Source organism: Myxococcus sp. CA033 (assembly GCF_013336625.1).
Lineage (GTDB): Bacteria > Myxococcota > Myxococcia > Myxococcales > Myxococcaceae > Myxococcus > Myxococcus llanfairpwllgwyngyllgogerychwyrndrobwllllantysiliogogogochensis.
Genome location: NZ_JABUMU010000006.1, coordinates 67,458 through 89,649, shown reverse-complemented (window position 1 = coordinate 89,649; position 22,192 = coordinate 67,458). Strand labels below are relative to the sequence as shown.

At 69.6% G+C, this 22,192-nt stretch carries 14 protein-coding genes; 5 read left to right on the top strand and 9 right to left on the bottom strand.

Features of this window, described 5'->3' with window-relative positions:
• Nucleotides 1-85 precede the first annotated feature (85 nt).
• On the bottom strand, nt 86-2,986 hold the full coding sequence (gene uvrA / locus HUA78_RS17680; RefSeq protein WP_141647080.1) for an excinuclease ABC subunit UvrA: 2,901 nt from the start codon (nt 2,984-2,986) through the stop codon (nt 86-88).
• 179 nt (nt 2,987-3,165) lie between these two features.
• On the opposite strand from uvrA, the gene HUA78_RS17675 reads away from it, so the two are divergent.
• Both HUA78_RS17675 and HUA78_RS47505 read left to right on the top strand, forming a co-directional pair.
• On the top strand, nt 3,166-4,071 hold the full coding sequence (locus HUA78_RS17675) for a DMT family transporter (RefSeq protein ID WP_174476783.1): 906 nt from the start codon (nt 3,166-3,168) through the stop codon (nt 4,069-4,071).
• 261 nt (nt 4,072-4,332) lie between these two features.
• Entirely contained in the window at nt 4,333-7,278 is a 2,946-nt protein-coding gene (locus HUA78_RS47505; protein WP_174461878.1) for a choice-of-anchor D domain-containing protein, read from the top strand.
• Nucleotides 7,279-7,361: 83 nt separating this feature from the next.
• Here the strand turns inward: HUA78_RS47505 and HUA78_RS17665 are convergent, their stop codons facing one another.
• From HUA78_RS17665 to HUA78_RS17645, 5 genes are all read right to left on the bottom strand, one after another.
• Nucleotides 7,362-8,159: an endonuclease/exonuclease/phosphatase family protein gene (locus HUA78_RS17665; RefSeq protein WP_174476782.1), complete on the bottom strand. Its 798-nt coding sequence runs from the start codon at nt 8,157-8,159 to the stop codon at nt 7,362-7,364.
• A 107-nt stretch (nt 8,160-8,266) separates the two neighbouring features.
• Nucleotides 8,267-8,644, bottom strand: coding sequence for a hypothetical protein (locus HUA78_RS17660; protein WP_174476781.1), 378 nt, complete (start codon nt 8,642-8,644; stop codon nt 8,267-8,269).
• A 75-nt stretch (nt 8,645-8,719) separates the two neighbouring features.
• Nucleotides 8,720-11,707: a serine/threonine-protein kinase gene (locus HUA78_RS17655; RefSeq protein WP_174476780.1), complete on the bottom strand. Its 2,988-nt coding sequence runs from the start codon at nt 11,705-11,707 to the stop codon at nt 8,720-8,722.
• Between the two features lie 8 nt (nt 11,708-11,715).
• A complete protein-coding gene (locus HUA78_RS17650) occupies nt 11,716-12,495 on the bottom strand; it encodes a sigma-70 family RNA polymerase sigma factor (protein ID WP_174476779.1) in 780 nt (259 codons plus the stop codon).
• Between the two features lie 78 nt (nt 12,496-12,573).
• Nucleotides 12,574-13,782, bottom strand: a complete 1,209-nt coding sequence (locus tag HUA78_RS17645; RefSeq protein ID WP_174476778.1) for a C39 family peptidase — start codon at nt 13,780-13,782, stop codon at nt 12,574-12,576.
• Between the two features lie 469 nt (nt 13,783-14,251).
• Between HUA78_RS17645 and HUA78_RS17640 the strand changes: the two genes are divergently transcribed.
• Entirely contained in the window at nt 14,252-15,169 is a 918-nt protein-coding gene (locus HUA78_RS17640; protein WP_174454924.1) for a metallophosphoesterase, read from the top strand.
• A 6-nt stretch (nt 15,170-15,175) separates the two neighbouring features.
• On the opposite strand, the gene HUA78_RS17635 is transcribed toward HUA78_RS17640, so the two are convergent.
• Together HUA78_RS17635 and HUA78_RS17630 are read right to left on the bottom strand one after the other, a co-directional pair.
• Entirely contained in the window at nt 15,176-16,384 is a 1,209-nt protein-coding gene (locus tag HUA78_RS17635) for a dienelactone hydrolase family protein (RefSeq protein ID WP_174476777.1), read from the bottom strand.
• A gap of 44 nt (nt 16,385-16,428) precedes the next feature.
• A complete protein-coding gene (locus tag HUA78_RS17630) occupies nt 16,429-17,346 on the bottom strand; it encodes a phosphatase PAP2 family protein (protein WP_174476776.1) in 918 nt (305 codons plus the stop codon).
• 123 nt (nt 17,347-17,469) lie between these two features.
• Between HUA78_RS17630 and HUA78_RS17625 the strand changes: the two genes are divergently transcribed.
• Nucleotides 17,470-19,776, top strand: coding sequence for a thioredoxin domain-containing protein (locus HUA78_RS17625; RefSeq protein WP_174476775.1), 2,307 nt, complete (start codon nt 17,470-17,472; stop codon nt 19,774-19,776).
• Between the two features lie 3 nt (nt 19,777-19,779).
• Entirely contained in the window at nt 19,780-21,042 is a 1,263-nt protein-coding gene (locus HUA78_RS17620) for an FHA domain-containing protein (protein ID WP_174454928.1), read from the top strand.
• 60 nt (nt 21,043-21,102) lie between these two features.
• Here HUA78_RS17620 and HUA78_RS17615 read toward each other — a convergent pair whose 3' ends face one another.
• A complete protein-coding gene (locus tag HUA78_RS17615; RefSeq protein WP_174461886.1) occupies nt 21,103-22,155 on the bottom strand; it encodes an SMP-30/gluconolactonase/LRE family protein in 1,053 nt (350 codons plus the stop codon).
• Nucleotides 22,156-22,192 lie beyond the last annotated feature (37 nt).

Below are 22,192 nucleotides of genomic sequence, written 5' to 3'. Positions count from 1 at the left end.
TCTTCCTCCAAGGTGGACGGGGGGTTGGGGGTGAATGAAGGCACCCTCAGCCCCCCGCTCCATGTTTTGGATGCGGTGGGAGTGCTCAGCCTGGTGCGGCGTGCTGCACCGGCGTCGAGCCATCCACGCGCTTGCCGACGCGAGCGCGCCGGCTCTTGCCCAGCACGTGCGCCAGGTAGCGGCCGGTGTGGCTGCCCTGAACCTTGGCGACGCTCTCCGGGGTGCCCACGGCGAGCACCTGGCCGCCGCCCGCGCCGCCCTCGGGGCCCATGTCGATGAGCCAGTCCGCGCTCTTGATGACATCCAGGTTGTGCTCGATGACGAGCACGCTGTTTCCCGCGGCCACCAGCCGGTTGAGCACGGACAGCAGCTTGCGGATGTCCTCGAAGTGCAGGCCGGTGGTGGGCTCGTCGAGGATGTAGAGCGTGCGGCCGGTGGCCACGCGCGCCAGCTCTCGCGCCAGCTTGATGCGCTGGGCCTCGCCGCCGGACAGGGTGGGGGAGGGCTGGCCCAGGCGGATGTAGCCCAGGCCCACGTCGCCCAGCGTCTGGAGCACGCGCATGAGGTCCTTGTGCGCGGAGAAGTGCTCCATGGCCTCGCGCACGCTCATGTCGAGCGTCTCCGCGATGTTCTTCCCCTTGTAGCGCACGCGCAGCGTCGCCTCGTTGAAGCGCTTGCCGGCGCACACCTCGCACGGCACGTACACGTCCGCCAGGAAGTGCATCTCCACCAGCTTGACGCCGTCGCCCTCGCACGACTCGCAACGGCCGCCCTTGACGTTGAAGCTGAAGCGGCCCGGGCCGTAGCCGAACGTGCGCGCCTCCGGCGTCATCGCGAACACTTCACGGATGGCGTCGAACAGCTTGGTGTACGTGGCGGGGTTGCTGCGCGGGGTGCGGCCAATGGGCCGCTGGTCGATGTCGATGACCTTGTCCAGGTGCTCGAAGCCCAGCACGGCCTTGTGCTTCCCGGGAGACTCGCGGCTGTCGTACAGGTGCTTGGCGAGCGCGGGGTAGAGAATCTCGTTGATGAGCGTGGACTTGCCCGCGCCGGACACGCCGGTGACGGCGGTGAAGATGCCCAGCGGAATCACCGCGTCCACGTCGCGCAGGTTGTTTTCCTTCGCCCCTTGAATCACCAGCTGGTGCTTGGGATTGGGCGCGCGGCGCTGCTCGGGGATTTCAATCTCCAGCCGCCCGGACAGGTAGCCGCCGGTGGTGCTGTTCTCGTCCGCCATCACCTGCTTCGGCGTGCCCTGTGACACCACCTGTCCCCCCAGCTCGCCGGCGCCCGGGCCGAAGTCCACCAGCCAGTCCGCCTCCTCCATCGTCTCCTCGTCGTGCTCCACGACGATGACGGAGTTGCCCAAATCCCGCAGGCGCTTGAGCGTCGTCAGGAGCTTGCCGTTGTCGCGCTGGTGCAGGCCGATGGAGGGCTCGTCCAGGATGTAGATGACGCCCGTCAGCTCGCTGCCCATCTGCGACGCCAGCCGGATGCGCTGGCTCTCGCCGCCCGACAGCGTGGACGCGGTGCGGTCCAGCATCAGATATCCCAGGCCCACGTCGACCAGGAAGGACAGGCGGCTGCGAATCTCCTTCAAGAGCTCCGTGGCGATCTTCCGCTCCTGCGCCGTCAACCCCAGCTCGCCCAGGAACCCGAGCGCGTCGGAGATGGTCAGCCGGCTCAGGGCGACAATCGAGTGTCCGTGCACCTTCACCGCGCGGCTCTCAGGCCGCAGGCGCTCGCCCTTGCAGGAGGGGCAGGGCTTGTTGCTGAAGTACTTCTGCAGCTCGGTGCGCCGGGCCTCGGACGTGGTCGTCTTGAAGTTGCGCATCAAGCGCTCGACGAGCCCCTCCCACTCCATCTTGTACTGGCCGTTCTCGCCCCACTCGACGGTGAAGCTCTTGCCCTTGCCGCCGTTCATCAGCGTGTCGCGCTCGCGCTTGGACAGCTTCCCGTAGGGCACGTCCAAATCAATCTTGAACGCCTTCGCCAGGCTCTCCACGAAGTCCGCCGTCCAGCCCTCGCCGCGATTCATGCCGCTGGCCCAGGGTTCAATGGCGCCGTCGCGGATGCTGCGTGACGGGTCCGGGACGATGAGGTCCGGGTCCATCTCCGGCCGGGTGCCCAGGCCGTTGCAGTCCGTGCACATGCCCAGCGGGTTGTTGAAGGAGAACGACGCGGGCGTCAGGTCGCCAAAGGAGATGCCGCAGGCGGGGCACGCGTTCAGCTCGCTCATCACCCGGTCCGACGTGGACGCGCCCGCCTCGTCGGTGATGATGAGGGTGCCCTTGCCCTCGCGCAGCGCCGTCTCCACCGAGTCGGTGAGCCGCGTCTTGATGTCCGGCTTGAGCACCAGCCGGTCAATGACGAGCTCGATGTCGTGCTTGGACTTCTTGTCCAGCTCGACGCGCTCCTCCAGGCTCTTGAGCTTCCCGTCGATGCGGGCGCGGGCGAAGCCGCGCTTCTGCGCCTCGGTGAGCAGGTCCTTGTGCTCGCCCTTGCGGTTGGTGACCAGCGGCGCCAGCACCTGCACCTTGCTGCCCGCGGGCATCTTCAGGATTTCGTCGACAATCTGCTGCGCGCTCTGCTTGCCCACCTTTCGGCCGCAGTTGGGGCAGTGCTGCACGCCGATGGAGGCGTAGAGCACGCGCAGGTAGTCGTGCACTTCCGTGACGGTGCCCACCGTCGAGCGCGGGTTGTTGCTCGCCGCCTTCTGCTCGATGGAGATGGTGGGCGACAGGCCCCGGATGGTGTCGTACTTGGGCTTCTCCATCTGCCCGAGGAACTGGCGGGCATAGGCGGAGAGGCTCTCGACGTAGCGTCGCTGACCTTCCGCGTAGAGCGTGTCGAAGGCGAGCGAGCTCTTGCCGGACCCTGAGACTCCCGTGAAGACGACGAGCTTCTTCTTCGGGATGTCCAGGGAGACGTTCTTGAGGTTGTGCTCCTTGGCGCCTCGGAGGGAAATGACGTCGGGCTCGGACATGATGGGCGGGCGATTTACCACTGAATAGGTGTTCCGGTAGTGGGAAAACTCGTGACGGTGGGTGGATGGTCGTCAACGCGCGGCGTTGCGCCGCCACTCCCACCCGAGGCCGGCCTCCAGGCGTGCGGCCCGAGAGCACTGGAGGACGGCGGGGGAATCCGATAGAGGGGGCGCCCTCCATGACACCCCGCTGGGTCCTCCCCGTGCGCTTCCGCGGCACGCCGCTGCTCGTCTTCTCGAGCGTGCTGTTCGCGGTGATGGCGCTGTGTACCCGCCTGCTCTCCGGCCGCCTGTCTCCAGGCCAGGTGGCGTCCGGCCGCTTCCTCATCGGCCTGCTCTTCCTCGCCATCTACTATCCGGTGATGGGCCGCGGGCCCCGCTTCGGTCGCCTGCCGCTGTGGTGCTTGCGAGGCATCTTCGGCGGCGCGGCCGTCTATCTGTACTTCGTCGCCATCGACCGGATGACGGTGGGCCCCGCGGTGCTGCTCAACGCGTGCTGGCCCATCTACGCGGCCATCATCGGCTGGGCCTTCTTGAAGGAGCGGGTGACGGGACCCCTGCTCGCGGGACTCTTGCTCACGACGGTGGGCGCGGGGCTCGTCATGTGGAGCACGATGGACGGCGGCGTGTCGCTGACCCTGGGCCTGGGCGCGTGGGCGGGCATGGGCTCCGCGGTGCTGGGCGGCGCGGCGGTCGTCGTGGTGCGCGCGCTGCGCCACGAGACGGACGCGGCCACCGTCTTCCTCTCCTTCTGTCTGTTCGGCCTGCTGTTCAGCCTGCCCTTCGCGCTGCACGACTGGAGGCCGCTCGGCTGGGATGTCGCCCTTCCTCTTCTGGGCGTGGGTTTGACCTCCGTGGTGGCGCAGATGACCTTCACGTATGCGTTTGGCTACGTCACCGCGGTGGCCGGCGGCGTCGCCACGCAGTTGACGCCCGTCTTCTCCTGGGTGCTGGGCGCGGTGCTGCTGGGCGAGGCCGTCTCGCCGCTGGCCGTGACGGGCGCCCTGGTGTGCATGGTGGGCGTTCTCTGGGGCACGGGAATGCTGGACCGCTGGCGCTCCGCGTCGGCCCGCACCGCGACCTGAGCCCCCGGATGGGTGGCGGTTTCTCCTGACTGTTACCCGCCGTTCCTGAAGGAATTCCAGTCCCACCCGGTCCGTGGGAAATGTTGTTCCCACGTCGGGGAAGGCCCTTTCCCAGGCAGGCCCACGGCTTGCCACGTTGGCCGGTGGACTTCGGACCCCTCTTTGGTCCGGGCACTCGGGTTGCAAAGCGCCCCCTCCGCCGGAATCGCGGGGTGCGAGGCCGCGCGGGATCCGGGCTTGGGGAGTCGTGGGGAGGCAGGCATGCGACGTGTGTTTTGGGTGGCGTGGGTGGCGGCGGCGTTGGTCTTTGGGATGGGCTGTGAGCGCCCGTCCTCGCAGAGAGCGAAGAGCGCCTTCGTGGTGCGCCCCGAGACCATCGACTTTGGCCCCGCGGCGCTGGGTCGCACCAAGAGCTTCAAGCTGAAGGTGACCAACGCTGGCCGCGCGTCGTACCGCGTGGAAGGCGCCGTCTCCAGCATCCCCAATGTGTCCGTGCCTCCGTTCGAGCCGTTCACCCTGGGCGCGGGGGCGGAGCGCGAAATCGAGGTTCACTTCAAGCCGGACGTCGAAGGCTCCGTGCAGGGCTCGCTGGAGCTCCTCACGGATGCGGACTCGCAGGGCGAGGTGCCGGTGTCCGGGCGGGGCGTGAAGGCCTTCCTGGAGGTGCCCGACACGGAGCTGGACTTCGGCAACGTGTCCATGGGCTTCGTGGAGATGCGGCAGGTGACGGTGCGCAACACGTCGGACGTGGACACGGCGCTGGGCCTGTCCGTCCAGGGCGCGGATGCGGACCAGTTCACCGCGGAGCGCGGCGAGCCGGAGATGCTGGCCCCCGGTGAGCAGCGCGTGCTGTCGGTGGCCTTCGCGCCTCGGCGACTGGGCTTCGCGACGGCGGAGCTGCGTGTCGTGGTGTGCGAGGGCTGTGAGCCGGCCGTGGTGCCGCTCAAGGGCATGGGCGTGGCCTCCAAGCTGGAGGTGACGCCGCTGCGCCTGGACTTCGGGCGCGTGGCGCTGGGGGCCAGCGCGGAGCAGTCCATCACCGTGCGCAACCAGGGCACGGAGCCCCTGCGCTGGTCGGGCGTCGACCTTCAGGCCAATCCCGGCGGTGTCTATCGCGTGGTCAGCGAGCCGGTGCTCAGCGGTGGCATCCTGCCCCCGAGCGCCAGCGTGGAGGTGCGCGTGGCCTTCACGCCCGTGGTGCTGGGGCGCGCGGGTGAGGGCCGGGTGGAGGTGGGGGTGCGGGAGCAGGGCTCCTCCGCGCCGGGCCCCAAGGTGTCGCTGACGGGCGAGGGTGGCACGTCCTGCGTGGCGGTGCTGCCGCGCAAGGTGGACTTCGGCGTGGTGGCGGAGGGGATGACGGCGACGCGCGCGGTGGAGGTCGTCAACCGCTGCCGCGACAGCGTGCTCGTCAACAACCTGCGGCTGGACACGGCGCAGGGGGGCTACTTCACCCTGGCGCAGGCGCCGGCCAGCGTGACGGTGCCCTCGGGTCAGTCGGCCTTCGTGGGCGTGACGTTCAGCCCTCGGGTGGGCGCGGCGGGTGCCAGCGAGGGACAGCTCGCCGTCACGGTGCGGGCGGGGAGCACGACGTCGACGGAGGCGGTGGAGCTGAAGGGTGAGGGCCGCGCGTTCAAGCCGTGCCAGTACGCGCTGCCGCAGCAGCTGCGCTTCGGCAAGGTGCCGGTGGGCGCGGAGGTGGCGTTGGGCGTGTCGCTGCGCAACACCGGCGCGGAGGCGTGCTACCTGGCCTCCATGCAGCTGGTGGCGGGCTCGGACCCGTCCTTCGTCGCCGCGGCGGTGCCCAACGGCGTGCTCCAGCCCGGCCAGAAGGCCACGCTCGTCGTGCGCTTCAAGCCGGAGGCCGAGGGCGCCTTCGAGGGGCTCGCGGAGGCGTGGGTGAACCACCCGTCGCTGGGACATCCGCTGGTGACGCTCGTGGGCGAGGGCGTGAAGGGCTGCTTCGCGGTGCAGCCCACCACGGTGGACTTCGGCATCACCAAGCTGTCCTGCGGCCCGCGCACGCGGGAGCTGCTGGCCATCAACGAGTGCATTGGCCCGGTGAAGGTCGCGGGCATGGAGTTGGAGCAGACGGGCAGCGAGTTCGAGGTGGCGTCGGCCAACCCCTTCCCGGCGACGATTGCCCCGGGCGCGCGGGTGAAGCTGACGGCGCGCTACACGCCGACGGACGACGGGGATGACGCGGCGGCGCTGCGCTTCCGGCTGGAGGATGGGGGCGAGTACACGGCGGGCCTGGTGGGCCGGGGCGTGACGAAGGCGGAGCAGACGGACCGCTTCTTCCAGGAGTCGAAGGCGAAGGTGGACGTCCTCTTCGTGGTGGATAACTCGGGCTCGATGATGGAGGAGCAGCAGAGCCTGGGGCAGAACTTCGCGGCCTTCCTGAGCGCGGCGAGCGCGGCGGCGGTGGACTACCGCATCGGCGTCACCACCACGGGGTTGGACCCGTCTCCGGGGGGCTGGTCCGAGTGCCCCGGTGGCGCGCAGGGCGGAGAGAACGGGCGTCTGTTCCCGGTGGATGGCTCGCGGCCCCGCATCATCACCCCGGACACGCCGAACGCGGCGGGGGTCTTCGCCGCCAACACGCAGGTGGGTGTGTGTCATTGGAACGAGCAGGGCCTGGACGCGGCGCACCGCGCCCTGTCGGACCCGCTGCTCTACAACCTGGATGACGTCCGCACCCCTCTGGCCAACGACGGCAACGGCGGGTTCCTGCGCGAGGAGGCGAAGCTGGCCATCATCTTCCTCTCGGACGAGGAGGACTTCAGCTCGCAGCCGGTGTCCTTCTACGAGACGTACTTCCTGGCGCTGAAGGGCAACGACAAGTCCAAGCTCAGCATCAACGCGATTGTCGGCCCCATGGACCTGGCCACCTGCCCCACGTCGAGCAGCTCTGGTAGTCGCTACCTCCAGCTCGCGAGCGCGACGGGCGGCGTGGTGGAAAGCATCTGCACGCCGAACTGGGCCGCGTCGCTGGAGAAGCTCTCCAACAGCGCCTTCGGTCCCAACCGCAACTTCCCGCTGACCGAGGTGCCCGCCGACTCGACGCGCATCGTCGTCGAGGTGGACGGGGTGCAGGTCACCACGGGTTGGCACTACGACGCGCGCACCAACACCATCATCTTCGACCGTGACGCGGCCCCCGCGCCCGGCTCGTTGGTGGAGGTGACGTACCCGCTGGGCTGCAACTAGGGATTGCTCGCGAGGCAGTGACGGCGCCGCGCTTCACCTTCGGGTGGAGCGCGGCGTTTCGCATTCCCTCGCGGCGAGGGACGTCACGGTGGGAACTCGAGGGAAGCACGGACCGCGTCGTGGTCCGAGCCCCCGTTGCGCAGCACCTTGGCATCCGACAGCGTGATTCGCCGGCCGAGGATGTGGTCGATCTCCACGATGGCCGGAAGGACGGAGGCCGCGCCCGGCCAGGTGGAGCCACAGCTCTCGCCCGGCCCTTCACATGCGTGCTGGAAGTCCGCGGAAGCGAAGGTCTTCATCGCATCACCCGAGCGGCCTTCGTTCATGTCCCCGAGCAGCAGCAGGGGGCCCTTCTCCTTCGAATAGCGCATCACCAGTGCGTCGGCCTGCTCCTTTCGGAGCACCGCGTTCTTCGCCATGGACTCAACCAGGTCGTCGTCCTTGCGATGCGTGGCCCCCGGCGCCATCAGGTGCACACAGGAGACCTTCAAGGTCCGCCCCGCGAGGCGCACGTCCGCTTCCAGGGCCGGCATGCGGTGTGGCTCCTGGGAGAAGTGCTCCGTGCGAGTCATCGGATGGCGACTCGCGATGCCCACGCCCCAGGTCCCCTTCCGGGGGACGAGCCGGACATGGGGATACTCCTTCCCGAGCCGTTTCCGGAAGGCGCTGGCGAACCCTGGCGTCAACTCGCGCAGACAGAGGATGTCCGGCGCCTCCTTCTCGATGAGGTCCAGCGACTTCGCCACATCCTCTGGCGGCGCGGAGTAGAGGACGTTGTAGGTCATGACCGTCACCTTCCCCTGCGCGGGTGGAGGTGACGAAGGCGCGGAGGCTTCCAGGACGGACAGCACCAGGGACGCGGCGAGGCTGGGGGGCCACATATCCAGACCCCATAGCAAGACCTGGGCTCGGACAATCGCAGGCGGAGCGTGGCCCCGGGGAGACACCTTCGGGGGTGACTGTCTCCCGGGGGCCGCGTGCTGACCGCCTACACGGTGGTGTCGTCGTTCCCATGAGCCGTGCCCCGGCTGCTGCTGGGGCTGTCGGGGTCGGCGCTGGGATCGGAGCGCACCTGTCCCGAGGGCGGGAAGAGGTTCGGGAACACCCGCTCGAAGAACGCCCGGATGATGGGCGGAAGCAGGGGACCCCCCATGGGGCGCGTACTGGTGGGGCTGTCGCCATCCGTGCTGGGATCTCCACCCCGAGCGACGCGCGCGGAAGCGGCGAACGTCGAGCGGCCCTTCAGGGCCTGGTGGAGCGGGGCGGAACCGTGCTGCCGGTCTCCGGTGGGCTGGGGGGGCTTCGGGCGTGGCTGAGCGGTGAGACGCCGCAGCGCGACCGCCGCGTGACGCAAGGGAGTCAACATGAGGGAGCTCCTGACTTCTGAATTCAGGCTTGCTTCATTCTCCAGGAAACCAAGGGCGGAGTTGCCGATGAGTGCTCAAGGCCTGGAATGAGCTTGCTTCCAGAGGGCCACCTCGCGGGCCTGGGCCTGTTTGGCTTTGCCCGCGGAGGTGAAGGCCGCGAGGGCCTCGTCGACGAGCGCGAGCGCCTGGCCTCGTGATGACTTCGCGTCCCAGAGGGCCTGGGCCAGGGTGAACTGGAGCTCCGCCCTGCGCGTGGGGCTCCACCCCAGCGGCTGGATGATATCGAGCGCGCGCTGTGCGGCGACGCGGGCGCGCTCGGGCTGCTTCAACTCCAGCCAGGTGCGAGCCAGCTCGACGAGCGACGTGACGAGGCGTGGCTGACGCGGGCCACCGTCCGCCTCCTTTCTCGCGAGCACCTCCTCCAACTCCGCCAGGGCTTCACGCGGCCGGCCCGCCTTGCGCAGCACTGCCGCGCGCTCCTCCCGTGTGCGCAACGTGGAGGAGTCCTTCGCCCCGAGCAGCCGCGCCTGGAGGGCCAGCGTCCGGTCATACCCCTTCAGCGCCGCCGCGAAGTGGCCCTGACGGTTCTCGAGCGAGGCCAGGGCCAGCAGGGACTGGGCGTACTCCGCATGCTCCTCGCCGAAGGCGTGGGCCGTCAGTGCCAGGGCCTTCTCGTGGTGCACCCGGGCTGAATCGAAGCGCTCGAGTTGCTCGTGCAGGCGGCCCAGGTCGTTGTGGAGGCGGATGGTGTCCAGGTGCGTTTCGCCGAGCGTGGCTTCGCGAAGCGCGAGGGCTTGCTCGTAGAAGGCGACCGCGGCCTCGGGGCCCTCCACCCAGCGGCGTGCGTCTCCCAGGAGGATGAGGGTGTTGGCGACCAGGGGGTGTCCTGCTCCCAGCTCGCGTCGCTGGATGGCGAGCGCCCGCTCGTAGAGCGAGACGGCATCGAGCGGGCTCCCCTGCCGCGTGCGCACGAGGGCGAGATTGGTGAGGACCTTGGCCGTGTCGAGGTGCTCGGGCCCGAGGGTTCGCTCGCGCAAGGCGAGGGCGCGCTGGTAGTGCTCCAGGGATTGGGGGAGCTGGCCTTCGCCGAAGTACACCAGGCCCAGGTTGTTCTCCAGCCGGGCCGCGCTCTCGTCCGCCGAGCCCACGCGCTCCATCAGCGCCCGCGCCTGGGCGGCGTGCTCCAGCCCGCGCTTCATGTCCTCCAACTCGTAGCCGATGACGAAGACCAGGTCCGTGGTCGCGCGCAGGGCCAGCACGTCATGACGTCCGGCGAGCGCGGCCCGCACGGCCTCGGTCCAGGAGCGCTCGGCCTCTTCGTTCCGGGCGAGCCGATGCTCCAGCCAGCCCGCGACATGGAGCACCTCCGCCTCCAGCGGGCGGTAGCCGAGCGCGCGGGCCTCCTCCAGCGCCGCCGTGGCCTCCGTTTTCCCCTGCGCGTAGCGTCCCGTCTCCAGCAGCACCTGGGCGCGCGACAGCCGCAGCCGCGCCTGCTCCATCCGGGCGCGCACGGCGGGGTCCTGGGGTTCGGGCGCGAGGGAGAGGATGGACTCCACGCGTGAGCAGTCGGAGACCGAGGGGAGGCGCAGGGAGGCCTCGGCGGCTTTCTGCACCAGGGCCGAATCGGCGCGCTCCAACGTGTCAGCGAGTACGTCAAGGGATTGGCGCCGGGATTCCAGGCAGGCCATGCGCAGCGCGAGCACGTTCTCCGGTTGCTCGTGGCGCACGTGGGTGGCCTCGCACGTCTCGGTGTAGCCCGCCTCCCAGGCCCGCGCGTAGTCGGAGAGGTGTCGGGATACCGCGTCCATGGTGGACCCCGCCAGGGAAGCGCCGGTGGCGAGCATGGCGGCGCGCACCCTGGCCTCGCGGGGAGCGCTCCACACCGGAGCGAGGCGCGCGGCGGCACCGGTGCAGGGCGCGGGCTCGGCGCGCAGCCATGGCAGGAGGGCGAGGGCGGACACCCCGGCGACAGCGCACCCGGTGGCGAGCAGCCGCGCGCGCCGGCGGGCCGGGTCCTTCCCGAGGTCCTCCAGGAGCGCGGTCATGGAGGCGTAGCGGTCCGCGGGCTTGATGCCGAGGCCGCGCAGCACCACGCGACGCACCCAGGCGGGGACGTCCGTGTCGTGCGCGGGGGCCTGGAGGTGCTCGAAGTCAGGAGGCTGGCCCCTGGCGAAGGGGCGGATGCGGAAGAGGGCTTCGTACAAGGCGACGCAGAAGCTGAACTGGTCCCCCCGGGCATCCATGGGCTCGCCGCTCCATTGCTCGGGCGGCATGTAGGCCGGGGTTCCCACCAGGGAGCCCGTGCGCGTCAGGGGCGCGGCGTCGTCATCGGGCACGTTCGCGCGCGGAGGCGTGGGCAGGGCGGGGGTGGTGTCCTGGAGGCGCGCGAGTCCGAAGTCCGTCACACGCGCGCGGCCCTGGCCATCGACGAGCACGTTGTCTGGCTTGAAGTCGCGGTGGATGAGCTGCGCGGCATGCGCGGCCGCGAGCCCCTGGCCCGCCTGCTTGAACAGGTGCAGCACCTCTCGCCACGAGCGAGGGCTGGCCTTGAGCCACTGGCGCAGGGTGGGGCCCTCGACGAACTCCATGGCCATGAAGAGTCGGCCGTCCACGGTGCCCACGTCGAAGACGGTGATGACGTGGGGATGGGACAGTCGGGCCACGGCCTGGGCCTCGCGGAGCAGGCGCTGCTCCAGCTCCCTGGCGCCGTCCCCGTCGAGCGCGCGCACCAACTTGAGGGCGACCCTGCGGTCCAGCCGAGGGTCATACGCGCTCAGCACCACCCCCATGCCTCCGGCGCCCACGCGGTCCAGGACCACGTAGCGGCCCAACTGGGTGCCTCGCCCGGGTGAGGACGAAGGGGCGGTCGCCGGCTTGTCGGTGCCTGGTTTTTCTCCGGACGCGTCCATCAGCGTGGTGCGCGCGGCGCCCCGAGCCGCCTCACCCACCAGCGCGAGGCACGCCGAGCAACGGTCCACGTGGGCCTCCACGGCCTGGGCCTGGGACGGTTCCAGGGCCCGCTCGCAGTACGCCAGGAGGGTGTTTTCGTCGGGGCAGTCCATGGCCTCACTCAGCGCAGCAGGTGCCTCACGCTCAAGTCCAGTCCGCTCAGGAGCGTGCGGGCCAGGCTTTCCAGCTCGGATGCGTCGACCTTCAGTCGTCGTCGCAGCTCCGCGTGGGTGCGCTCGGTGAGCGTGTCCCTGGCGGCTTTGAGCCATCGCGTCATGGTGGCGCGACTCACGCCATGCACCCGGCCAATGTCCTCCACGCCCACGTTCTCCACGAGGTGCAGCCGGAGGAAGGCGCGCTCGCGAAGCTCCATCGAGGCGAGCGCGGAGGCGATGGACGCTTCGATGTCCGCGTGGTGGCGATGCTTCAGCGCGGCGAAGGAGGCGTCATGGACAGGCAGCAGCGCTTCCTCCAGGGCGATGGGGCGGGCGGCGCGCTCACGCAGCTCCGTGAGTGCGAGCCGAAGGGCCACGGTGCGGACCCAGGTCTCCAGGGGGCCACGACCGTCGTATTCGGCAAGACGGGGTGGGGCATCCTCGCGGGGCAGCAGCAGGCGTTCGCGCAGCCGTTGCATGGCTTCGTCCACCACGTCGGGGGCCATGTTCCTTCGAGCCAGGGCCTGGCGCGCGGCGGGGAGGAGGCGACGCTCGAAGAGCGCGAGCGCCGCCGGAAGGCCCCGTGCGCAAGCACAGGCGAGGTACAGGTCCTCCACGTGGCGGACCGGGTCCGTCCCGCCGCGTGCGCTCAGGTGCGCGAGGAAGACGCCGCGTTCGAGCACCACGCCGGGCCAGGCGGCGCGGGCCCTGAGGTACGCGTCCTCATCGGGGCGGGGTGGGTCCATGCGGTTGGGAGTGTACAACGCTGGCTCCTGTTCCAGCCCGAGGGCGCGCGCCGGGCCGAGGGCTCGTACCGCGCCGAGTCATTCCCGCGGCGGGTGGATGGCGGTGGCGAAGCCTCCGGCGTGGTGCTCGGCGAGGAAGCGGGAGAGCTGGTCCGGAGTGAGTTCGCGGCAGGTGCTGGACGGGTCGTGGACGATGAAGTTGCCCTCGGGCGTCATGCCCGTCACCGCAATCCAGTGGCCTCCGGAGAAGTTGCCGGAGGCGTTGGGTGGCTGCTCGTTGGCGAGCATGACGCTGCTCTCTCCGTTGACGGCGACGAGGTTTCCCGCTTCGAGCTGTTGCTGAATCCAGGCCGTATCGGAGCCGGCGTGGGTCTCCGACGTGAGTCCCTGGTTAGCGGCCATCTGCTCGATGCCGACGTAGCCGGTGCCTTCGGCGCCCATGCCGATGGAGTTGGCGAGCTGGTTGATGAAGGCGCCGTCGGACAGGCCCTCGCCGAGCCCGTAGCCCTTGAGAATCATCGCCATCGTCGTGGGGCCGCAGTTGGAGAAGCGGTTCCAGTCGTCCTCGGTGCCCTCGGAGGAGATCTGATTGATGTACGGCACGGGGTAGCGCTCACCCGGCGCGGAGGGGGTGGAGGGCGTTGAGCCCGGCGTCGGCGTGGTGCCGGGCGTCGGAGCGGAATCCTGGGTGGGGACGGACGGCGGGGGGCCGTCGGTGGGGGTGGGAGGGGCGGGAACCTGAAGCGTGCTGCCCGCGTGGATGAGGTCCGGGTTCTCCAGACCGTTGAGCTCCACGATTTGTCGCGCGATGTCCTCGACGGGGCCCGGCACGCCTTGCTGCATCAGGCTCCACGAGATGTCCCCCACTGTGTCACCGGGTTGCACCTGCCAGTCGGTGGTCGGGGCCTCCGGCAAGCCGGGTGGAACACTGTTTCTCAGCGCCTCCGCCATCTGGGCGCCCAGCTCACGAGGCGCATGCTGGAGGAGCAGGGCTTCAAGCTTCGCCATCTGCTCGTCCCTCCCGGGGTCGCCGAGCGCTTCGCGCAATGCTTGCTGCCTGAGCGCGGCGCCGAGGTCTTCGAGCTTCTCGCCACGCCCCGCGTCGCGGAGCGACTCACGGAGCATCCGCGCTCGAAGTGCCTCGCCCAGCTCATCGAGCTTCTCGTTCCGCCGTGCCTGGTCGGCGGCCTCGCGGAGTTCGGTGCCGACGGCACGCCCGAGGTGCTTCAGCCCCTTCGTCTCCTCGGCCCTGCGCGGGGAAGGCCCCGGGGCGTCGAAGGCATCCATGCGTTGGCGCGGCGCCAGCCGTCCGGAGGCGGCTGTCCCGGAGGGACGAGACGTGTCGTGGGAAGGACTCCGCACGGGGCGCGCGGCAAAAGGGTGAAGGAGGGATCGGATGGTCATTTCGTTCTCCGCTGAGAGGGTTTGGAATGTTTGTCGATAAAGCGCGAATATTTGTTTCGTGCGCCGGTGAGGTTTCCTTCATCACCCCGTCGCGCTGGGAACGTCATTGAAGCCCAGTGAATTCATCGAGTTGGCGGGGAATTGAGAAATATTGAGCCACTAATTCCCCGGGTCCCGTCTTCCAGTTGGAGCGGTGTTTGAAACATTTGTTTTGTTTGTGATTGGGGTCCGGGGAAGGGATGGCCTCGTGGGGGGCACCCGCACTGAAGTGTGGGTTTTCTGTCAGCGGTCGGTCCCCTGGGGCACGGATGACTCGACAGGGTGGAGGAGCGGGTGCAGCCTTGCGGACGCGATGCCGGAGCCCCTCCTGGTTGCTGCCCTGGGTGACGTCCACGGTCGCTTCCACCGCGTGGAGACGTGGTTGGACGCGCTGGAGGAGTCTCGTGGGCGGCGTGTGGGAATGGTGCTCGCGGTGGGGGACGTGGAGGCGTTCCGCCGCGCGGATGACCACCGTCGCAAGGCCGCCAAGCGGATGATGCCCGCCGAGTTCGCCGAGTACGCGGACGGGGTGCGGCGCGTGAAGCGGCCGCTCTATTTCATCGGGGGCAACAACGAGGACTTCGATGCGCTGCACGACTTCCTGGACGGAGGCGAGCTGGCGCCGGGCGTGTCCTATCTGGGGCGTGCGGGCGTGCGGGAGCTATGCGGGCTTCGCGTGGCCTACCTCTCCGGCATCCATGCGCCGCGTTTCATCGACCAGCCGCTGAAGCGGCCCGTGACGCAGGACCTGATGAAGCAGGCGGGATACTTCCGCGCGGCGGAGGTCGAGCGCGTGATGTCCCTGCGAGACGTGGACCTGATGCTGGTGCACGAGTGGCCGCGCGGCATCGTCCAGCGCGCCCGCGAGGAGAATCCCTCGCCGCCCCGGCCCCTGCCTTCGTACTGGATTGGGAACGCGGTGACGCGGCGGGTGGTGGACACGGTGCAGCCGAAGTGGCTGTTGTGCGGTCACTCGCACAAGTCCTTCGCGGTGACGTTGGAGGGAGTGGGGCGGCCCGCCACGCGCATCGCCTGTCTGGACCAGGCCACCCGGCCGGAGGAGTCGGTCTTCTGGCTGGAGTACGACGGCTCGACGGTCCAGCGCGTCGGGTGGGGCACCACCGGGCAGGTGGCGTGGGAGGCAGGCCAACGCTGGGACATGTCCGCGCTGCCGCCTGCCCCCGTGGAGAGCGAGGCCACCGCCGACGACGCACCGGTCGGCGCGATGTAGCGCCGCTCAGGGTTGTCCTTCGCCCCAATGCGTGAGCGTCACCCGCGGGTCGGGTGTCACGAGCGGGCTGGGCGGAGGGGGCGGGGCTCCCGGGATGACCAGCCTGCGCCGCACGTTCGCATCGAGGAACCGGCGCGTGGCGCTCGCCGTCGTGGCCCAGCCCTGGGCGATGTCCGCCGCGGACCGCGCGGGCGCGAGGCCCGGGGCCAGCACGCTCGCCGCACCCACGCTGGTGAAGTCCAGGTGCCGCATCCCCGCGATGCGCAGCGTCCATCGCTCCGCGCCGCGCAGGGACTCCAGCAACTCGAAGTCGGGCACCACCTCCGCATCTCCCTCCTGGTAGATGTGGAGCAGCGGGACGCGATAGCGCTCGGGGAAGAAGTACGGCAGGCCCGTCAGCCAGTCCTTGCCCGCCTGGTTCGCGAGGCCGCCATCCAGGCTCACCAGGGCGGCGGCCTCGGGATGCGCGAGCACGAAGAGGAACGCGGCCCGAGCGCCCAGGCTGTGTCCCACCAGCGCCACGCGGGTGGAGTCGATGCGGCTGTCCGACTGGAGCTGGTGCAGCGTGCGTTCGAGCTCGTGCGCCTGGGCCCGGGCGGTGGCGAGCACATCGAGGTCCGGCCCAGGCGGCGCGCGCCGAGTGGGTGAGGGCGTGGTCGCCACGACGTAGCCATGGCTCGCCAGGTACTCGGCCAGCACGGCCTGATGCTGGGCGGAGTGGTAGCGGCCCTGGGCCACCAGCACGAGCGGGAAGCGGCCCGGCGCGGGCGGCGCGTCAGGCACCGCGGCCATGGGCGAGTCGAGCCAGGCGCTCGTGCTCTCCTCGGGAATGCCTCGGTCGACGAGCCCCTGCTCGTACCGCGTCACGGCCTCGTTCGCGAGGAGCGCGTCACCCGTGGCCTCGGGATGCTCCTCGGAGCTGGTGAGCCCCACGTAGTCGCGATAGTGCACGCGGCGCGTCGGGTCCCCACCCCGCGCGGGATACCAGAGGGTGAGCTGGAGCGTCGATGCGCCCGCCACGTCCGGAGGGAGGGTCCGCACGCGCAGCCCCACGTTCCAGGGCCCCGCTTCAAGCTGTCCCCACAGGGGCGGAGTCAGCACCACCGGCTGCGGAGGAACCAGCAGGTAGGTGGGCGCGAACCTGCTCGCGGACTGGCAGCCCGTCACGAGCAGCAGCGCGGCCAGGGCACCGAGCCATCGCGCGGTCCGGTGCATGCGCGGTGGCGCCGCGCGGAGCCACGCCGCGTGGCTGGAGGCGCTCAGAAGACGCCCGAGACGCCAGCCATGCGCGCGCCGGCGACGGGCATCAACCGGGCGGCGGAAGAAGAGCGGCGAGAGGCGTTGGCTTCCACGGTGCCGGTGCGCCCGTGAAGCAGCAGGGGCACCGCGACGCCGAAGGCCGCGCCCAGCAGGGCCCCGGTGGCCACGTCGGTGAGGTAGTGCTTGTCGGCGCCCATGCGCAGCAAGCCCACGGAGGTCGCCAGCGGCAGCCCCACCGCCCAGATCCACGCCTGATGCTCGTAGCCTCGCAGCGCGGCCACCGTGCCGGCGGAGACCACCAGCGAGAAGGCGAGGTTGGTGTGTCCACTGTAGAACGACAGGTTGTTGTCGCTGGGCTGCTCGGTGAGGCCCTTCTGGTCCTCCGGCAGCACGTGGACGAAGGGGCGCTCGCGACCGACGAGGAACTTCACCGTCTGGTTGGCCAGCGTCGCCACCATGGCGCTCTCCAGGATGATGGTCGCGTCCTGGGCGAAGAACCGGTCCGGGCTGTCCGACGCGCGTCCCATCGCGAACTGCAGGCCCATCACTCCGGCGGGCAGCACGCCGAAGCCCAGGATGTTGCTCCATGTTCCTGCCCGGTGGCGCGACGCCTCCGTGCTCCCCGCGAGCCCCCGGCCCCAACGGTCCACCCGGTTGAGGGTGTCCGTCCCATCCGGCGCCCGGTCACACCAGCGGCACGTCGCTGGCGCCAGGTCGCTCTTGAAGAACGCCTCGCTCGAAATCCAGAGCACCGCGGCCGAGCCGGTGATGACGCTGTCGCGAGCCCAGTCGAACCGCAGCTCATGCAGGCGGGGTGCATCCTCCGCCGCCTGGGCCAGGGCCGGAGTCGAGGGAGCGACCACGAGGAGGAGACCCAGCACGAGACTGGAAAAGGACGAGCGCACGGTTCGCAGCATAAGGGGCTTCGTCTCGTTTTCGAAGAACCGGATGCGGGGGCTGAAGGGGGCAGCCGTCGCTGGCGTGCCGCGATGGGTTTGACTACAAGCAGCCGACTTCCATTCGCATTCCGAGGCACCATCGTGAGTGATCACCCCGTCGATTTGACGGCCGAGACCTTCGAGCAGACGACTGGCAAGCCGGGTCTGGTCCTGGTGGATTTCTGGGCGGAGTGGTGCGGTCCCTGCCGCGCCTTCGCCCCCACCTATGCGTCCACCTCGGCGAAACATCCGGACGTCGTGTTCGGCAAGGTCGACACCGAGGCACAGCAGGAGCTGTCAGGCCGGTTCGAGATTCAGTCCATCCCCACGCTCATGGCGTTCAAGGACGGTGTCGTCGTCCACCGCTCCAGCGGCGCGATGTCGCCGGGGCGCCTGGACACGCTGGTCCGGTCCCTGAAGGCGCTGGACGCCGCCGTCGCCCGGCAGGCCGAGGAGAACAAGAAGCTCACCGAGCAGGGCATCGCTCCTCCCGGCGTTCATCCCGAAGCGGAATGGGATGACAACGACAGCGAGTGGGTCCACGGCGGCAAGGACGCCAAGGGTCGCAACCACGGGCCCTATCGGTATTGGCGCGCGGACGGCACGCTCTGCAACGAGTGCACCTTCGAGCAGGGCAAGCCGCACGGCCCCTTCAAGCGCTTCCATGAGAGCGGCGAGGTGTCCCAGGACGGCGAGTTCGTGAAGGGCGACCTTCACGGCCCCCGGACGTGGTTCGCCTCCGACAAGTTCACCACCGAGCGCATGCACGAGAACGGCGTCTCGGAGAAGGTGCGCAAGACGGTCATGACCTATGACCACGGCCGCGTCGTCGGCGTGAAGCACTACGACGGCGAGGACCGCCGTGTGGTGCCGTCGACGGGAGAGCCGTACCCGGACCGGCCCGCGGGCATTCCCGTGGAGGCGGAGCTGCGCGAGGACCTGAACCAGTGGTCCCATGTGAATCTGAACGCGGAGGGTGAGCGTCACGGCCTGGCGCGCTTCTGGACCCAGGACGGCGAGCTGCTCTGGGAGGGAGAGTTCGTCGACGGCAATCGCCATGGCGTGTACCGCTCGCTGGCGAAGGACGAGTATGCGGACCCTCGGGTGATGTTCGACGAGGGGCGGTTCGAGGGAGACGACGCCTGTGGCACCTGGACGCTGTTCGACCAGGACCGCAAGGTGGTGCTGACGCGGGACCTGGGTGTCGCGCAGGGCGAAGACGAGATGAAGGCCTCGCCGGTCTTCTCCAATCTGCCCCGGTCGGCGGCGGCGTGGCGTGAATACGCGGACACGTGCATCGCGGCGCGCAAGTACCGCGAGGCCCTCCTGGCGCTGGCCCGTGCGACCTCGAGCGACCAGCAGGTGGGGCCGCTGAAGGAGTGGGTGGAGCGCGTGACGCTGCCGCGCACGCCAGAGAACGCGCAGGCGACGGCGGGTCAGGTGCTGGAGAAGGCGTCGGACGCCTGGTCGCCCATGGCGGAGACGCTGGTCCATGGCGGTGACGTGGCCATGCTGCTGCGGGGCTACGCGGTGCTGCTGGACCAGACGGACCGGCCTCGGGCGGCGCTGGACTTCGTCAACGCGGCGCTGCTGTTCGAGCCGACGCGGACGGCGTTCCTGTTCACGCGCGGCCTCATCCTGCTGAACCTGGGGATGGACGAGCACGCGCTGGTGGATGCCGATGGACTGGCGAAGTCGGAGCCCGGCACGGCGGACTTCCTGCGGGCCTATGCGCACTGCCTCTTCCCCCGGTTCGATTTCTGGCCGGCGAAGGAGACGCCGCACTCGACGTACAACGACCTGCCGGAGAAGCCCGCGCAGCAGCTGAAGGCCATCCAGCGGGTCGCCCAGAAGTACGCGACGCGGCTGCAGATGCTTCGTGCGGAGTTGCTCAAGCGCTTCAAGCCGGGCGCGGCCATGCCCTGGATGCCGCCGGATGTGTCGGCGCTGCTTCCTGACGGGCCGGTGGAGCTGGCGGAGGACGAAGTGGAGATTGGTGAGGACTCGGTCGCCGTGGACGAGACGCTCGCCGTGGGGACGCTGGGGCTGCCGGACCTGGTGCGCACGGCTCGCGCGGAGTGGGCCGCGCTGACGTGGCTGCTGTGGGCCTGTGGTGAGACGCAGGTCGTGATGCCTCGGAAGCTGTCGCCGCCGAAGGACTTCGGCCACGCGGCGGGCATGGCCAGTCAGCGGTTGTGGCGCGCGAGGGATCGCCGCGTGACAGGAGGCCGGGGCGCTCAGGCGTCAGGGGCCGCCAGCTTCAAGTTCGAGGGTATCGACATCGACAATGTCCACCCCAACCTGGTGGGCATCGTCGAGCAGCAATACGGCGAGGTGCAGGCGATGTTCTACTGGATGGCCGACAGCGACAATGTGTCTCCCTGGCAGGACAACCTGAGGGGGAGCTGAGTCATGAACAGGACTCCTCGAAAGGTCGAAATCGCGGATCCGCTCTGGACCGCGCTGGAGACGATGAGCCGGGAGATGGGCGTGGACCGCGACGTCCTCGTCAATCAGGCCGTCTTCTCGCTCGCGCGACAGTTCGGGTTCATCCAGCCCACGCAGGTCAGCCTCGCGGAAGCGGTGGCTGCTCCGGCGGTGGTCGCAGTGGCGTCGCCCGCGCCGGTGGCGGCACCCGCGGTCGTTGTCGCCGTCGCCCCGCCCGAGCTGACGGTGGCGAAGGCCCCCGTCGAGACGAAGACGGAACCCAGCGACGCCACGCCGAGCGTCGAGGTCGCCGAGCGCGTTCGGGAGATTGTCCGCGAGGTCGAGCAGAAGGTGGAGCCGCGGCCGGCACCACCGGCTGTCGAGCTGGCGGATACGGAGGAGGACGAGTCCAAGACCGGGGAGCACGAAGGCTCACCGGATTCGGATGAGGCCTTGGCCAGTGACGCGGCGCCGGAGGAGAAGGCCGCCGTCGCGGAGGCTCCCGTCGATGTGGAGGCGCTGCGAGAGGCCGTCGGCGCGCGAGTCCGGGACCTCGTGCGGGATGTCGATCAATGGGTCGAGCCCGTGGAAGCGAAGCCGGAGGAGGACTCGGACGACGAGGACTCGGACGACGACGCTGACGGCGAGGAAACGGACGAGGAGGATTCGGACGAGGGCGCTGAAGACTCGGACGACGACGCTGATGACGAGGACTCGGATGACGAGGGCTCGGATGACGACGCCGATGAGGAGGACTCCGACGACACGGATTCGGGCAAGGACGCTGACGACTCGAATGAGGATGCCGAGGGAGACGAAGACGCGGACGAAGAGGACGAGGCCGCGAGTGGTCCCGCCCTGGCGGACGATGATTCCGCCGACCTGGTGACCCAGGCCAAGGACGAGCGGAAGACAGGCGCCGCCGTCAAGCCGGACAAGACCATCATCGTCCAGGCGCCGCCGGAGCTGAAGGTGCACGTCAAGCTCGACGAGGGCGAGCCCGTGCTCGTCGCGCGCGAGCGGTTCATCATCGGGCGTGGGCCGAGCGCCGACCTGATGGTGAAATCCGCGAGGGTGTCTCGCGAGCACGCGGTCATTCAGCGCGACGGCGATGAGGTCTTCATCGAGGACCTCAAGTCCTCGAATGGCACGTGGTTCGACAACACCCGCATCACCCGTCGGCAGGTGGCGGATGGTGAGGAGTACCTGCTGGGCGGTATCCGCATCACCTTCTCGCTGACCACCTGAGCCGCGAGGGAAGACTCTCTGCCTCCACCGTCTTTCCAGAGGGTGGAGGCAGCCGGGGCTTCAGCGGGACAGTGGTACCGAAGCCACCCAGAAGGTCTCCGGCAGAGGCACCGACGTGCCCTTGAGGAGTCGGTCGCGAAGACGCGCCTCCGTCACCCACACCGTGCCCTCGTCCGACACGGTGAGGTTGACGGGCGACTCCAACTCCGAGGCGAGCACTTCCAGCGTCCTCGGGCCCTGTGTCTTCCCGAGGACCTCGACGCGGATGAGGCGTCCGTCGCCGCTCTGAATCGAGCCTTCGACGAGCAGCAGGCGGCCATCCGGTGCGAAGCGCATCCCATCTGGGTTCTCCAGACGGCGAGGCAGCTCCACCTCGGTGACTCGGGGCGGGGCGTCGGACGACGCTCCGGGGTGAATCAAGAACAGCCGCCCTGGCCCGTAGGTATTGACGGCGAGCGTGCGCCCATCCGCGGCGAGCGCGATCCCGGCGGGGCCGACCGCGCTCATGCCCGTGCCCTGCGCCTTGAAGCGCGGGTCTGTCACCCACGTCTCCAGGTGTTCACCACCGGGGCGCAGGTACAGCACGGAGGCACGGGCGCTGTCCGTGACATAGAGGCCGCCATCCGGCGCCACGGTGAGGTCATTTCCGAGCGCGCCTTCCGGCAGGTGGACGAGCTTGCGCAGCGCCCCCGTGCGAGCGTCGAGCGCGAAGATTCGAGCGTGACGTCGTCCACCCATGGTGCCCTTGGGGCGCAGCAAGCCCATGGCATCGGGAGACGTCCCCCACAGCAGGTTCCGAGGTGCATCCAGACGGAGGCTCGTCGCGGAGAACACCTGCTCCGAGCCGGGAAACAGCTCTGTCCATGCACCTCCGGGCGCGCGTCGGAGCACGCGGCCATCCGCCACGGAGCCGACATAAAGCGTCCCGTCCACGGCGTGGGCGATGCCGTTCGGAATGGTGAAATCGGGAGGGAGTGGCAACTGCTCGGTAACGCGGGGACGCGACTTCGCGCTCACGTCGGAGGCCGAGGAGGCGGGGGCGGGAGGTGACGCCGCCGGGGTGGAGGCGAGCAGCAGGGCGGTCAAGGCACCAGCGAGGGATGGCGAGCACATCCAGTGGACTCCCGAGGCAAGGAGAGGGGACTTCATC

What these genes read in the sequence shown, in the direction of transcription:
- HUA78_RS17635 (WP_174476777.1), bottom strand. Translation starts at nt 16,384, where the DNA reads ATGCACCGGACCGCGCGATGGCTCGGTGCCCTGGCCGCGCTGCTGCTC.
- HUA78_RS17645 (WP_174476778.1), bottom strand. Translation starts at nt 13,782, where the DNA reads ATGGATGCCTTCGACGCCCCGGGGCCTTCCCCGCGCAGGGCCGAGGAG.
- HUA78_RS17620 (WP_174454928.1), top strand. Translation starts at nt 19,780, where the DNA reads ATGAACAGGACTCCTCGAAAGGTCGAAATCGCGGATCCGCTCTGGACC.
- HUA78_RS17650 (WP_174476779.1), bottom strand. Translation starts at nt 12,495, where the DNA reads ATGGACCCACCCCGCCCCGATGAGGACGCGTACCTCAGGGCCCGCGCC.
- HUA78_RS17655 (WP_174476780.1), bottom strand. Translation starts at nt 11,707, where the DNA reads ATGGACTGCCCCGACGAAAACACCCTCCTGGCGTACTGCGAGCGGGCC.
- uvrA (WP_141647080.1), bottom strand. Translation starts at nt 2,986, where the DNA reads ATGTCCGAGCCCGACGTCATTTCCCTCCGAGGCGCCAAGGAGCACAAC.
- HUA78_RS17630 (WP_174476776.1), bottom strand. Translation starts at nt 17,346, where the DNA reads ATGCTGCGAACCGTGCGCTCGTCCTTTTCCAGTCTCGTGCTGGGTCTC.
- HUA78_RS17615 (WP_174461886.1), bottom strand. Translation starts at nt 22,155, where the DNA reads ATGTGCTCGCCATCCCTCGCTGGTGCCTTGACCGCCCTGCTGCTCGCC.
- HUA78_RS17665 (WP_174476782.1), bottom strand. Translation starts at nt 8,159, where the DNA reads ATGTGGCCCCCCAGCCTCGCCGCGTCCCTGGTGCTGTCCGTCCTGGAA.
- HUA78_RS17660 (WP_174476781.1), bottom strand. Translation starts at nt 8,644, where the DNA reads ATGTTGACTCCCTTGCGTCACGCGGCGGTCGCGCTGCGGCGTCTCACC.
- HUA78_RS17675 (WP_174476783.1), top strand. Translation starts at nt 3,166, where the DNA reads ATGACACCCCGCTGGGTCCTCCCCGTGCGCTTCCGCGGCACGCCGCTG.
- HUA78_RS47505 (WP_174461878.1), top strand. Translation starts at nt 4,333, where the DNA reads ATGCGACGTGTGTTTTGGGTGGCGTGGGTGGCGGCGGCGTTGGTCTTT.
- HUA78_RS17640 (WP_174454924.1), top strand. Translation starts at nt 14,252, where the DNA reads ATGCCGGAGCCCCTCCTGGTTGCTGCCCTGGGTGACGTCCACGGTCGC.